This is a genomic window from Streptomyces sp. DSM 116793 (genome assembly GCF_057320905.1).
The window spans coordinates 9,027,765-9,040,676 of the sequence record NZ_CM170494.1; the positions used below are offsets into that span (position 1 = coordinate 9,027,765).

The 12,912-nt window shown below is 69.9% G+C and carries 11 protein-coding genes and 1 pseudogene; 1 reads left to right on the forward strand and 11 read right to left on the reverse strand.

The window, feature by feature from the left end; all coding sequences use genetic code 11:
- Positions 1-104: 104 nt before the first annotated feature.
- The 3 genes and pseudogenes from ACSMXW_RS35730 to ACSMXW_RS35740 form a co-directional block, all read right to left on the reverse strand.
- Positions 105-1,151: pseudogene (locus tag ACSMXW_RS35730) on the reverse strand (glycoside hydrolase family 99 protein); the annotation flags it as partial.
- A 467-nt stretch (positions 1,152-1,618) separates the two neighbouring features.
- Positions 1,619-2,038, reverse strand: a complete 420-nt coding sequence (locus ACSMXW_RS35735) for a glycine-rich domain-containing protein (RefSeq protein ID WP_485802572.1) — start codon at positions 2,036-2,038, stop codon at positions 1,619-1,621.
- Between the two features lie 1,054 nt (positions 2,039-3,092).
- Positions 3,093-3,263: a hypothetical protein gene (locus tag ACSMXW_RS35740; protein WP_485802574.1), complete on the reverse strand. Its 171-nt coding sequence runs from the start codon at positions 3,261-3,263 to the stop codon at positions 3,093-3,095.
- A gap of 309 nt (positions 3,264-3,572) precedes the next feature.
- Between ACSMXW_RS35740 and ACSMXW_RS35745 the strand changes: the two genes are divergently transcribed.
- Complete coding sequence (locus ACSMXW_RS35745; protein ID WP_485802575.1) at positions 3,573-4,646, forward strand: helix-turn-helix domain-containing protein; 1,074 nt, start codon at positions 3,573-3,575, stop codon at positions 4,644-4,646.
- A gap of 354 nt (positions 4,647-5,000) precedes the next feature.
- On the opposite strand, the gene ACSMXW_RS35750 is transcribed toward ACSMXW_RS35745, so the two are convergent.
- From ACSMXW_RS35750 to ACSMXW_RS35785, 8 genes are all read right to left on the reverse strand, one after another.
- On the reverse strand, positions 5,001-5,264 hold the full coding sequence (locus ACSMXW_RS35750; RefSeq protein WP_485802577.1) for a hypothetical protein: 264 nt from the start codon (positions 5,262-5,264) through the stop codon (positions 5,001-5,003).
- A 409-nt stretch (positions 5,265-5,673) separates the two neighbouring features.
- On the reverse strand, positions 5,674-7,440 hold the full coding sequence (locus tag ACSMXW_RS35755; protein ID WP_485802578.1) for a coagulation factor 5/8 type domain-containing protein: 1,767 nt from the start codon (positions 7,438-7,440) through the stop codon (positions 5,674-5,676).
- A 12-nt stretch (positions 7,441-7,452) separates the two neighbouring features.
- Complete coding sequence (locus tag ACSMXW_RS35760) at positions 7,453-8,460, reverse strand: chitinase (RefSeq protein WP_485802579.1); 1,008 nt, start codon at positions 8,458-8,460, stop codon at positions 7,453-7,455.
- Positions 8,461-8,465: 5 nt separating this feature from the next.
- Entirely contained in the window at positions 8,466-8,765 is a 300-nt protein-coding gene (locus ACSMXW_RS35765) for a hypothetical protein (RefSeq protein WP_485802581.1), read from the reverse strand.
- Between the two features lie 258 nt (positions 8,766-9,023).
- Positions 9,024-9,899, reverse strand: coding sequence for an SMP-30/gluconolactonase/LRE family protein (locus tag ACSMXW_RS35770; protein WP_485802582.1), 876 nt, complete (start codon positions 9,897-9,899; stop codon positions 9,024-9,026).
- A complete protein-coding gene (locus tag ACSMXW_RS35775) occupies positions 9,896-10,987 on the reverse strand; it encodes a hypothetical protein (protein WP_485802584.1) in 1,092 nt (363 codons plus the stop codon). The genes ACSMXW_RS35770 and ACSMXW_RS35775 overlap by 4 nt, the downstream gene beginning before the upstream one ends.
- 26 nt (positions 10,988-11,013) lie before the next feature.
- The gene (gene dgoD / locus ACSMXW_RS35780) at positions 11,014-12,159 is read right to left on the reverse strand and encodes a galactonate dehydratase (RefSeq protein WP_485802585.1); all 1,146 of its coding nucleotides are present in this window, start codon (positions 12,157-12,159) and stop codon (positions 11,014-11,016) included.
- On the reverse strand, positions 12,156-12,893 hold the full coding sequence (locus ACSMXW_RS35785; protein WP_485802587.1) for a FadR/GntR family transcriptional regulator: 738 nt from the start codon (positions 12,891-12,893) through the stop codon (positions 12,156-12,158). The genes dgoD and ACSMXW_RS35785 overlap by 4 nt, the downstream gene beginning before the upstream one ends.
- Positions 12,894-12,912 lie beyond the last annotated feature (19 nt).

The window sequence follows — 12,912 nt, forward strand, 5'->3', positions numbered from 1 at the left end:
GCGTGGTTCCCCGCGCCCCTGCCGGGGCGCGAAGGGCCATGAACAGGGGCGCGGGGAACTGCGCGAACGACCTCCGCCGGCGGGAGGCCCAAAGCGGTGTCCGCCTACAGCGTCGGCGCCGTCGGCCGAGTCGCCGTGAGCGGGATCTCGCCCTTCAGCATCCGGCCGCCATCCGCGGTGAGCCGCAGATAGTAGTCCGACGAGCAGGCCGTGCCGTCCTCGTCGAGCGCCCGGTAGCCGGACCCGGCCGGCACATCCGCGGCCGTCGCCGCGGTCTTCGCGATCTGGTTGCTCTCGTTGTACTCGTCGAACATCGAGATGTAGATGCCGGCCACCTTCAGCCCCACCATGTTGTAGAACTGCCGCCACATCAGCTCGCCGTGCGCCCGGTGGCCCGACTGCAGGTCACCGGGGATCACACACGGCTGGTAGTCGATGCCGTGCGCGTCGCAGTCCGCCTTGTCGGGGGTGTTGACGTCCCGCAGGAACCGGTCGGCCCCGCCCGTGTCCGAGATCCTGCCGACCATCCACGGCGAGATCATGTGGAAGCCGTGGTACACGTCCGTGAACCCGGGCCGGGAGTCCTCCGTGCCGGTGCGCCAGTGGGTGGGCACACCGCCGATCAGGTAGACACCCTGGCCCTTGAACCAGTTGACCACGTCCAGGCACTGGTCCGGTGTGAAGGGCCGCCCTGAGTCGTTGAACCCGAAGCCCCAGACGCACACCACCGGCTCGCCGTTCTGCCTGGCGTAGGCGCTGGAGGCGGTGTGCGCCCGCATCTTCGACGTCCAGTCGTCCTTGATCTGCGACTGCATGTCGGTCCAGCCGGTGACGTCGTACATGATGTAGAACTTCCGGCCGTGCTTCTCCGCGGCCGTACGCACCTTCTGCGCCATCGCGTCCCGCGTGGGCCCCTCCGGGCTGAACGGGTTGAAGCGCTGCAGCGCCGCGGTGTCGCAGTTGTTCTCCCGCATCCAGCGGAAGTGGGTGTCCACCGTCTGGTCGTCCCAGGAGGAGAACAGCGCGGCCGGCCTGCCACTGTTCAGGTTGCCGTAGTCGGTCGGATAGACCTTCGCGTACTCGCTGATGTCCGGCCAGGAGGTGATGCCGGAGTTGGACGGCGAAGGAGCCCGGGACATGTCCTTGCTCCAGAGCAACGCAACACCCGATGAGTAAAGAGCCCTCGCGGGTCATCCGATTAGAGCACGTGCACGCTGCCCGTACGGGCGGGCAACAGAAAAGCCCGCAGGTGAAGGCAGGGCCTCTCGTCATACCTGGGCATGCAAGCGACCCCGCCCACCTGCCGCGGGATGGCGGCAGACAGACGGGGCCGGGTACTGCGGGTCAGTCGTTGCCAGGGTTGCACGCCATGCACGGGACCTTGTACGGCTCTCCGGTCTCCGTGTTGACCATGACTACGTGCCCGGATCTGGCCTTCCGGCACCGCTGTGTGTCTCTGCGGCGAGTTGCCTGCCGCACGGTAGCGGAGAAGTACGTAATCACATTTGTGAGCCGTGGATCTTCCCACGCGGGCTCGGATGTCATGGCGCCTCCCTGGCGTACTGAGCCCCAGTATCAGGGGCCACTACGGCGGCATATAGGCCGCTTTGCCAGTTTGTTACGCAGTGGTGGGCGGGTCGGGTTCCGGAGGCGTGCAGGAGGATCCGCCGTCGTGGCAGTCCGTGTGCCCGCAGTTGGCCCCCGGAGTCTGCGTGTCCGCGATGGCACTCCAGAGATACGCGTCCGGGTCGTAGCCAGCCTCCCGGATGGCGTCCATGGTCCGCTCGCACGTGGCGTCGTCCCGGCGGAGTGTGTCCGGCCCTTCCGGCCGATGGTGGATGAAGCGTCCCAGAGACTCACACAGATCGGCGTACAGCTCCGTGTGCAGGATCAGCGCGTGCCAACCCATGTCTACCGTCGCGCTCGGGCGGAGGATCCTGCCCCGAGTTCGGTTGCGGGCGGCCGTGGCCACGAACTTGAGAGCTTCGTCCACGATCCGGCGCGCCAGCTCCTCCTCAACGCCGTCGTTGTCCCGCATGACCAGGTGGACGACGCGTCGGAATCCTTCTTCGGAGAGAAGGCTCCGCGCAGACGTGCTCAAAGCACGCCGCGATGGAACCTGTGTGGGTGTGGTCATCGTGACTTACCCTTCTCGTGTAGGAGTTGCGGGCCCGTGCGGCTGCCGTCCGTCCAAAGAGGACAGCCACACGGGATCTTGCGACCTCACGATGCCTCTGTCCCGGTGACTGCGTACAGCCGGCCGCCGGGGCAGGGGTCTTACTGTCGACGCTGTCCCCAGCCGCTAGATATGCAACCAGCGGCCAGGGACAGGGAAGAGTCATGTGACAGCGTTCGCTCGTATAAGGCTCCTTTCCGTCGTTTTCCTCGCTGCGTACGGTCTGCCAACCACAGCGAGGCTGCTGCATCAATTGAGACCTACCGGAGCGTTCCGGTAGTCGTGCCCCACCCCTACCCGGGTGTTCGCGGAACGGGATGGATACCGTCTTCCGGGTAGGGGTGGGAGTCTCTACCACCAGACCATTGGCCACCACGTACCGCCGGCACATGCTGGACAGGGCAGGGTGCCTGTGCCGTTGCACTGGTCGGAATCTTTCGGCGCCCCGCCGAATCCCCAGCAATCCGGACACCAAATGACTCTCTTGCCGATGCACGTGCCGCAGTACCACGTAGGGCTAGTGGCCGTTGTTGTGGTTGCGGATCCTGGCTGCGTAGTCACGCGCTCCGCCCGGGTCGTACGTTCTCTTGGTGCCGTGGGTCGCCTCTCGCCACCAGGACATGAGTTCCTGGCAGGTTCGGCACCAGGCGACAGGCTTTGGAGGCTCACTGAACATGGCTCCCCCTGGCGCGCGCCTGAATTGCGCTCTTCCGTGCGTTCCTGATGCGCTGGCGCGATGCGTCCTCTTGGACAAAGACCGTACGCAGTGCCGTGCACTTGTACCGAAGTTGCGAAGTGACCAACATCGCCTCAGCGATTTGTTCGGACGTGCGCAGACCACTGTTCGCCAATTCGATGATGCGCTGTAGGTCCAACTTCATCCCGTCCAGCCAGTCGCACGCGGACGGCTTCTCCCTCACAGCTTCACTGCCACATCCATCAGTACGTCCAGCAGACGACAGGTCACGGTGCGGATCTCCTCGCGCGTGGCCGTCGGACGGTCCAGAACTTCGCCAGCCGTGCGGATCAGCGCATGCAGGCTGTCGCGGTGCTCGTCGTACGGTTCGCGCGCCAACTCCTGAAGCATCGAGTCAGCGCCAGGACTGGAGATCAGAAGTCCTCCGCCGGGCAGAGTTGCGAAGTAGCTCCGGCCAAGGCCCTGCATGACCACAGGCAGGCCCACACGGGGCTTTCGTGCGCCGGGAGATGCGTTCCCTGACGCAGCACTGCTAGGTTCACTCACGGTGCCTCCCAGAAGGCATCAGGCCTCGGACGTCTCACCACGTCCGGGGCCGTTGTCGTGCGGTGGGGGACCTAGACTGGCGTACCAATCCGTTGACCAACGTTGACTACCGTTGACTACTCGTTGACTACGTGACCTGGGTACGATGGGCCTATGGCGAGGTTCGATGCATACGGAGTACGGGAGGCTCTTAGTCAGCGGGGGCTGACGCTGACCGAGGCTTCAAGGCGAATGGGCTACACCAATGCTTCGTACCTGTCGCGCGTGCTGGCCGGGAAGCAAGTTCCATCCAAGGAGTTCCTGTCTAGGATGGATGAGCTTCTGTCGCCCATCAGAGAGCAAGACAGGGACACCGGGTATCGAGCACAGTTTGACGCGCTCTTGGCGTTTGATTCCCGTTTCGGAGGAGACAACGTCGCCGCAGCAGGGTTGCAGCTCTGGAAGAGCGAGCAGTGCAAGCTAGATCAGATTGTTGACCCGGACCCCAAACAGGTATCGGCTGTGGCGGAGATGGCGGAAGTGGCCGGGTGGCTCTGCTACAGTGCCGGTCGGTACGACGATGCGCGGCACGCGCTGAATGAGTCACTGATCTTGGCACGTCACGGCAAAGATTTGGGGATGCAATGGTTCTCCAGTGACTTGCTCGCCATGGTGGCTGTGGCGCAGAACAAGCCCGGTGAAGCCGTCCGGCTGGCTGAGGCGTCCCTTGAGCTATCCGGGCGTGTCCCGGGCCGGGTAGCAGTCATGGCCCGTGTACGGCGAGCCAGAGCGTTGGCAATGGCCGGTGAACGCACGCGCAGTTGGCAGGAGATGGCCAGGGCCCTAGGTGGCCTGGAGGATTCCATTTCAGACCGAGATCCGGTGTGGACATGGTGGATTACTCCGGCAGAGCTGGCAGGCCACAAGGGTGAGATGTTGCTAGACCTGGAGCAACCGGGGGAAGCAGCACAGTATTTCCGCCGGGCAATCAAGGGAACTGATGGCAGTCGCGTACGCGCCGGTCTTTCCTATCGCGCGGCAGAGCTAGACGCGCTAGCTCAGGCTCAAGAGTGGCGCAGTGCTGAGACTGCGCTCACAGATATGGTTCCGATGCTGGCTCAAGTGTCGTCGGGAATGGTAAGGGACCGTGTGAACGCGGCTCTACGATCCTTGCGGCGGCTTGCCCCCGAATGGTTGGTGGACACCAGCAGGGATGCCCTCAGAGCTGTAGACACAGTGCAGAGCTAGGGGAGACGGACACAGCCACGCGGCCCCGTGGCTGCGGCAAGGGATCTTGCCTCCCCGTTCTGTGCGTCGCTAGTTCAGTCGGCTCGGTCCGGTTTCGCAGTCGACCCAGGTGACCAGATGTGGCGCCACCGCAGGCTCCTTCACGGCCCACTCACCGGCTGCCACGGTCCAGCCGGAGAAACGTTCCTGCGCCTCTATCCGAACCGCTCTGACGCTGATGTGGGCGACGGAAGCGAGCCGGCTGCCCTCGTCACGGATGGCGGAGGTCAGCTCTTCGCAGGTGTACGCCTGGCGCGTCGCAGGGAGAGCGCTTCTTCCCCCTCTCGGACCACCTTGGATTTTCGTAGCAGTAGGTCAATCTGTGGTTTGGCCATGTTGCAAGAGTGTAGCCTTGCTCCAGTGCCACCAGCCGTTGATCGGGGCGCCGTCGCCGCCGCAGGCGAACCAGCCCTGGTAGCCGACGGTGATCTTGCCGACCACGTCGCCGGCCGGACTCGCGGTGGGCGAGCCGGTGCGGGGCGTGGGGGCGGCGCCCGCCTGCTCGGCGGCCACGGCGCCGGCGACACCCGCGGACGCCGCCAGGGCGGAGGCCAGTAGAGTACGGCGTTTGATGCTCACGGGAGAATTCCTCCATTGCTTCTGCCGGGCATGCGCCGAAGAGAATCCCGGATGGGAAATCGGCGTCATGAGGACCGGCCCGGAGAGGTGGGGGAACGTCAGGCGGCGGCAGCTCCGCTCTCCTCCTCCGGGTGTGCTGCGAAAATACGGCCCGGGACTGCCCGTGACAAGACCCCGGGAAATGAAAAGGTGCCCGGAAAAAGCGCCTGTGACCTGCTGTCATGTCAGGCTGCTTTTCTTCCACTTTCCGATTCCTGTGCATGGTGGAATGCCGGCCGAACGGCCACCGCTATTCGCCCGGCGCATCCTCGTGCCGGGCAGCCGCAGGGGGTGCGGGCCCATGCCCGCACCCCCTCGGGTACGCATACCGTACGGTGCGCCGGGTCAGCGACCGCCGACCACCCCGGGATCAGGGATAGCTGACCACGTTCGCCACCGTGCTCGATTTGTCGGCGGGCCCCCCGGTGTCATTGATGACATGGGTGATGCTCCCCGCGCCGCCGCCCAGCGAGACGGCGACCAGGTCGTGGAACGTCACCCCCGGGGCGTCCGGCGCCTCGAAGGCACGGTCGGCGACGACCGAGTTGTTCACGTTGAAGAAGCAGTAGCTGCCCAGGCCGTACGCCTCATGGTGCTGCACCGAGTCGGCGACCTTGTAGGCCGCGTAGCCCTTGGTGTCACCGTTCATCCAGGCGCCCTGGTCCGGCGGGTCGTACGGCATCTCGTTCTGGAAGAAGTACGTTCTGCCTCTCTCGCCGTTCCACGTCACCTGGTACTTCTGGTAGTGCTCCACGAACAGGCCGTACATGGTGACGTCGGCGCCGCCCACCACCAGGCCCCGGTCGGCCGTGTTGGAGTCCCAGCCCACGCCCTCGCCGTGGTCGGCGCGCCAGATCCACAGGTGGTCGCCGATCACGTTCGAGCTGTTCACGGTGAGGCTGGTGGTCGCCTTGCCGACGCCGGCGCCGCCGACCCGGAAGAAAACGTCGTGCAGCGCGGTCGGGTCCGCGGAGTGGTCGGCGCCCGAGCCCTGAGGGCCGACCTGCATCAGCTCGTCGGAGTTGGTGGTGCCCGCGTCGATCAGCAGTCCGGCGAGCTGCACACCGTCGACGTCGGCCACGGACACCGCCGTGATGCCGCCGTCCGGAATCAGCGTGGCGAGGCCGAGGCCCAGCACCACGGTGTCCGGCTTGGTGATGTGCAGCGTCTGGTCGAGGTGGTAGACGCCCGGCGTGATGAGCAGGTGCTTGCCCGCGTCCAGCGCCGCGTTCATGTCGGCGGCCGTCGCCCCCGGCTTGGCGATGTAGAAGTCGTCCAGTGGGATGGAGGTGCCCTCGGGTGTGCCCTGCGACCAGGACGTGCCGGAGGAGTCGGTGCGCACCCCGGGCACGAACACCTTCCAGGCGCCCGAGTCGTCGACGTACAGGAACGGCTTCTCGCGGGAGACCGGGGTCTGGTCGACCCGGGTGTACGGCGGCTTAGGGAAGTCGCCCGCGGGGGCGTTCTCGGCGCCCACGAAGACCATGTTCCAGTTGGATCCCGTCCAGCCGCCCCACTCGGTGTTCCTGGACAGCCACTGCTGCTGGGAGCCCGAGTTCACCGTTCCGTCGATCTTGCTGTCGGCCAGCAGGCCACCGCTGGACCAGCCGCCGTCGTCGAGCTGGAGGTCGCCCTTGAGGTGCATACGGCGGTAGGGCGCCGCCTGGGAGACGGCCCAGCGGTCGGCGCCGCCGGTCGGGTTGACCGCCAGGTTCTCGGCGTCGCGCCAGAAGTTCTGCGTGGCGTTGCCGTCGAACCAGTCGGCCTCGGCGTGCACCGCGCCGTTGATGGTGGTGTCGTCCGGTGAGAGGCCGAGGCCGGCGACCTGGGTGTAGAAGCCGACGTCGGCGTCGACGTCGTAGGAGCCCGGCTTGAACAGCAGCGCCTGCCGCTCCTGGCCGAACTGGTTGGTCTCCTGCTGCTTGAAGACGCCGTCCAGCTCGCCCTGGATCTCGTCCTTCGACATGGCCGGGTCGAAGATCGCGACGTTCGGACCGAGGTCGGGATCGCCCTCCGCCGCGTCGGCGCTCGGCATGGTCAGCGCGGCGGCACCCGCCCCGACCAGCACGGCGAACGCCGCGGCCAGCCGGGCCACCCTGCGGCCTCTTCTGTGGTCGCCCTGCACACGTGGGAACATTGCGGCGCCCTCTCAGCCGGTGTAGCCAGCGAAGATCTTGGTGAACTGCCACGGGTCCTGGTCGACGCCGGAACAGGTGTCGTCGTTCGGGTAGTCGCCGGGGCAGGGGCGGTCCCGGTTGACGGACCAGAACGACAGGCGCGCCAGGTGGTGCTGCCGGGCGTAGTCCAGGATCGTCTGGAAGTTGTCGGTGGTGACCTTCTCCTGGACGTCCGTGATGCCGTTCATCGACGACAGGCCGCTGTGCGCGTAGGCCTCCTCGTCGCTGTAGCCGTAGGCGTTCTTGACGGCGTTCTCGAGGCCGTCGGTGGCCTGGATGGTAAGCTGCGCCATGTCCTGTCCCGAGCCCCCGAAGTCGAACGGCATGATGGTCCAGCCGTCCACCTCCAGGCCCGAGTCGGCGGCCTTGTCGATCATGCCGGCGTCCGGGCCGCTCTGGTCGCTGGGGAAGGTGACATAGGTGATCAGACCGTCGTTGTCGGCCTTCACCTTCTTCAGCGCGTCGATCGTCTTCTGCTGGACGTTCGGGTCGTTGTAGGCGTCGCCCTCGATGTCGATGTCGATGGCCTTCAGGCCGTAGGCGTCGATGACCTTCTGGTACGCGCCCGCGAGCGCGTCGGCGTCGGCGCAGGACTGCTCCAGCTTGTTGCCGCTCGCGCCGCCGAAGGACGGCACCACGTCGCCGCCCTTGGCGCGCACCGCGTCGATGGTCTTCTCGTCCTGGCCGCCGGCGAGCGGGCGGCTGCCGTCCCACTGGGGGTCGCAGTCGCCGGCGTCCAGGACGAAGGCCATGGTGAACCAGCTGACGCCGGTGGCGTCCATGACCTCGGCCGGGTCGGGCGGGTTGCCCCAGCCGTTGTAGAGGTAGGGGGCCACGGCCGCCGGTGCCGCCTTGACGGCGGGTGCGTCCCCGGTGCCGGCCCAGGCGGCGACGGTGGTGCCGGTCGCGGTGGCGGCCACGGCGGCCGCCAGGGCGATCCACCGGCCGCGGTGTGACATGCGGTGTCGTGCAGTGCTCAAGGTGCTCACCTCTTGTTGTGGGGGGATGGGGCGGCGACCGCGGCGAGGGCGCCGTGGCCCGCCGGAGTGCCGCCCGAGGCGTGGCCGGCGGTCCAGGCAGGCCCGCCCCAGGTGAAGGTGGCCGAGGGCCGGCCGGCAGGTCGTAGGTGAAGTGCTCCCTCCTGGAGCGCCTCACCCGCCGTCGGGTCGGCGTCGGCCGGTGTGGGGCGGAGGCCGGCCGCGGCGAGGGAGGCGAGCGCCGCCGTCCAGAGCGCACCACGTCTGTGCCGGATGCCTTGCGGGGTGCGGTGTCTGCGGTTTCTCATCGTGGGGGGATGCCTTCCTGGTACGCGGGCGGGCCCGCCCGGCGCACCGGATCCCAGAGGAGGCCAGGCGCCGCGCACACCCGCACGTGCGGCCCGGCCGGAAGGTCGCGGCCGGGGTCTCGGCCACATGCTTCGGGAGTTGAACATGTCTCGTCAATAGGTATGCACCAATGACCGGGCCTTGACCTTCCGGAAACACGGAGCCTTCAGAAGGTGAAGACGCGGTGTGTCCGCCGGGGCACGTGAGGTGACGCCGTATCAGGTGGTGGGACGGTACTCGGCCACCGGCAGCCCGGGCGTGCCGACCCGGGTTGTGAAGACCGCGCCGTCCAGCGGCCCCGGGGACGTGAGGCCGATGCGGGCCGTGGTGACGTACAGGGACCGGCCGTCGGGCCCACCGAGGCACACCCCGGCGGGCTGGGCGGCGGGCAGCGTCAGCACCCGGTCCAGCGAGCCGTCCGGGAGGTAGTGGTGCACCGCGCCCGCGCCCCAGATCGCGCACCACAGCCCGCCCGCCGCGTCGACCGCCATGCCGTCCGGGCTGCCCTCGTCGAGCCTCGCGAAGACCACCGCCTCGCCCAGCTCGCCGGAGGCCGGGTCGACGGCGTGCCGGCGGATCAGCCCCCGCGCGCTGTCAGCGAGGTACAGGGCCGTGCCGTCCGCGGTGAACGCCGGTCCGTTCGGCACGGTGATGCCGTCCAGCACCCGGTGCACGGCACCGTCCGGGTCCACCCGGTACAGCGCCCCGGCGTCCGGCACCGCGTCGTAGGCCATGCTGCCCGCCCAGAAGCGGCCCCGCGGGTCGGCCGTGCCGTCGTTCATCCGGCAGCGCACCGGGGCGCCGTCGGCGGGCCGCGCCAGCCATTCGGTGCCGCCGTCCGGGCCGAGCAGGGCCACACCGGTGCCCGCCGCGGCGATCCAGTGGCCGTCCCGCCCGGCGACCGGCGCCACCGCGCCCAGCGGCACCGGCAGCTCGGCCAGCACCTCGAGGGCGCCTGCCGGGTCCGCAGGGGCGCCGAGCAGCCGGCCGGTGAGGATGTCGGTGAGCACGATCCGGCCGGCCACCTGGCGGATGCCCTCGCCGAGTTCCAGCCGGTCGGCCCACAGCGGTCGCAGCGTGCTCTGCTCGGTCATGGGGTGGGGTTCCTTCCTGTGGGGGGAGGCGGGGGAGCGGCGGCGCCGGGAGCGCGGGAGGACGCAGGGCGGGCAGGGCGGGAGGAGCCTGGGTCGGCAGGGCGGGAGGAAGCGGGGCCGGGCGGGCGGGAGGAAGCGGGGCCGGGCGGGCGGGAGGAAGCGGGGCCGGGCGGGCGGGAGGAAGCGGGGCCGGGCGGGCCGGAAGGGGCGGGGGCGGCGGGCGGCCGGTGCGGGGTGGGGCCCGGAGGCCGGGCGGGGGCGGTGGCGCGCAGCGCGGTGAGCGTCAGCCGCCAGTGCGCCTCGCCGGAGGCGGGCACCACGGCGGCGTCGCCCTCCCGGGCGTCGTCCAGCGCGAAGCAGCGGCCGAGCATCGGTTCCACGCCGCAGCTCCGGTACGGGGCTTCCGCGGGGAAGCCGCCGAGGTTGCGCCAGAGCGCGACCCCGGCCGGCTGGTCCGGCGCGTGCAGGGCGAGCCGCAGCACATCGGGGCCGTCGTGCACCTCGGCCGCCGGTGTCAGCAGCACCGCGCCGACCGCGGTGCCGTCGTCGGGCCCGAACCGGTCCAGGCGCAGCCCGCACGGTGCCGGCCAGGCACCGGTCATCCAGGGCGCCCCGGTCGGCCAGTCCTCGGCGAGCAGCGGTGCCGCTTCCGGGTGGAGCCGCACCGGCGTCCCTTCGGGCGCGACAAGGCGGGCCTGATCCGAGAGCTGGAGCAGGGCGTGCGCGGCCCACAGGAACCGGCGGCCGGGCTCGGCCCGCAGCCGGTAGTCGACCACCGCCCTGGCGCCCTCGGTGCGGATCCGGCGGGTGAGCCGGAAGCCGGGCCAGGCGACCGTCTCCGCGTCACCGTCCCGCACCCAGGGGCGCGACCAGGCGTCTCCGTGGTCGGGTGTCCCGCGGACCGTCGGCACGCACTCCTCCAGGCCGCCCGCGTCGGCGAACGCGTCACCCGGTGCGACCAGGGCCCGGCGCGGCTCGGGGCGCCGCCAGAGCCACTCGCGGCCGCCCGCGGTGAGCGAGGTCCACCGGCCGCCGTGCGCCGGGTCGGTCACGATGCGCAGTTCCTCGTCCGGGGCGGGTCCGCTCACCGCGGGCCCGTGCCCCACTGGGCCGCTCACCATTCGGCGAAGGAGCCGTCGGGGTGCCGCCACACCGGGTTGCGCCAGGCGTGGCCCCGCCGGTCCGCGGCCCGCACGGCCCCCTCGTCCACGGTGATGCCGAGGCCCGGCAGGGCGGTGCGCCGGGCGAGGCCGGCCTCGAAGCGGAACGGCTCGGTGTCGACGACGTACGACAGCAGGTCGGCGTCCTTGTTGTAGTGGATGCCGCGGCTCTGCTCCTGGATGAGGAAGTTGGGCGTGGCGAAGCCGACCTGCAGGCTGGCGGCGAGCGCGATGGGGCCGAGCGGGCAGTGCGGGGCGAGCTGCGCGCCGAACGTCTCCGCCAGTGCGGCGATCCTGTGCACCTCGGATATGCCGCCCGCGTGCGACAGGTCCGGCTGGGCCACGGCGATGCCCGCGGTGAGCGCCGGCAGGAACTCGCCGCGGCCGTAGAGCCGTTCACCCGTGGCGATCGGCACCGGGCTGGCCGCCACCAGCGAGGGCAGCAGATGGCCCTGGTCGGGCAGCAGCGGCTCCTCCGCGAACAGCGGGTGCAGCGGCGCCAGCTCGGCGAGCACCCGCCGGGCGCTCGCGGGTGTGAAGCGGCCGTGGAAGTCCACGGCGACGTCCCGGTGCGGCCCGAGCACCTCGCGCACCGCGGCGACCCGCTCGACGACGCCGGCGGTCTCCGCCGGCGTGGTCAGCGGCGAGGTGCGCCCCGCGGCGTTCATCTTGACGGCGGTGAAGCCCGCCGCGACCTGCTCGGCCGCCTGCTCGCGCAGCTCGCCCGGCTCGTCGCCGCCGATCCACGCGTACACCCGCACGGTGTCCCGCACCGGGCCGCCCAGCAGCGCGTGCACCGGCGCCCCGTACACCTGGCCCGCGATGTCCCACAGCGCCTGGTCGAGCCCCGCGACGGCGCTGGACAGGACCGGGCCGCCGCGGTAGAAGCCGCCCTTGCTGAGTACCTGCCAGTGGTCCTGGATGCGCAGCGGGTCCCGGCCGAGCAGCTGCTCGGCGAGCACGTCCACCGCGGCGCGCACCACCTCCGCGCGGCCCTCGACGACCGGTTCGCCCCAGCCGACCACGCCGTCGTCGGTCTCCACCCGGCAGAACAGCCAGCGCGGCGGGACCAGGAACGTCTCGATCCGGTCGATCCTCATCGCTCCTCACCGGCCGGGCTCTCGACCGCGTCCCTGACCCGGTCCACGTCGCGCAGCGCCTGCGCGAGCAGCGCCCGCATGGCGTGCTCGGCGCCCTGCGCGTCCGAGGCGCGCACCGCGTCCAGCACCGCACGGTGGCTGGGCACCGGGTCGCCGGCGCGACCGGTGCTGTGCACCAGCCGGTCGCGGTGCGCCAGACCGGACTCGATCACCATCTCCATGCGCTCCAGCAGTTCGTTGTGGGTGGCGGCGAGCAGGGCGCGGTGGAAGGCGAGGTCGGACTCGACGGCGTGGTGCGGGGTGCCGCCCTCCTCGCCCATCGCCGCGAGTGCCTCCTGGAGCGCCGCCAGGTCTTCGCCGGTGCGGCGCTCGGCGGCCAGCCGGGCCGCGGCGGGCTCGACGATGCCGCGCACCTCGTCCAGGTTGCGCAGCAGTCCGCCGTCCAGCTCCGAGGCGTCGCTCTCGGCGAACCGCCAGCGCAGCACATCGGCGTCGAGGAGGTTCCAGTCGGAGCGGGCCCGCACGAAGGTGCCGCGCTTCTGCCGGGCGTCCACCATGCCCTTGGCCGCCAGCACCTTCAGGGACTCGCGGAGCGCGGTGAGGCTGACGTCCAGCTCCCTCTGGAGCGCCACCAGGTCCAGCGTCGCTCCCTCCGGGAACTCACCGCTGAGCACCCGGCGCGCAAGGGTCTCCACGGTCTGGCCGTGCACCCCGCGGCGCGCGTAAGGCGACATGTCTGTTCCTGCCTTTCTC

Excerpts from the sequence above, each read along its gene's own strand:
- ACSMXW_RS35765 (WP_485802581.1), bottom strand. The coding sequence starts at position 8,765 with ATGAGAAACCGCAGACACCGCACCCCGCAAGGCATCCGGCACAGACGT.
- ACSMXW_RS35745 (WP_485802575.1), top strand. The coding sequence starts at position 3,573 with ATGGCGAGGTTCGATGCATACGGAGTACGGGAGGCTCTTAGTCAGCGG.
- ACSMXW_RS35735 (WP_485802572.1), bottom strand. The coding sequence starts at position 2,038 with ATGCGGGACAACGACGGCGTTGAGGAGGAGCTGGCGCGCCGGATCGTG.
- dgoD (WP_485802585.1), bottom strand. The coding sequence starts at position 12,159 with ATGAGGATCGACCGGATCGAGACGTTCCTGGTCCCGCCGCGCTGGCTG.
- ACSMXW_RS35785 (WP_485802587.1), bottom strand. The coding sequence starts at position 12,893 with ATGTCGCCTTACGCGCGCCGCGGGGTGCACGGCCAGACCGTGGAGACC.
- ACSMXW_RS35740 (WP_485802574.1), bottom strand. The coding sequence starts at position 3,263 with ATGCTTCAGGAGTTGGCGCGCGAACCGTACGACGAGCACCGCGACAGC.
- ACSMXW_RS35770 (WP_485802582.1), bottom strand. The coding sequence starts at position 9,899 with ATGACCGAGCAGAGCACGCTGCGACCGCTGTGGGCCGACCGGCTGGAA.
- ACSMXW_RS35755 (WP_485802578.1), bottom strand. The coding sequence starts at position 7,440 with ATGTTCCCACGTGTGCAGGGCGACCACAGAAGAGGCCGCAGGGTGGCC.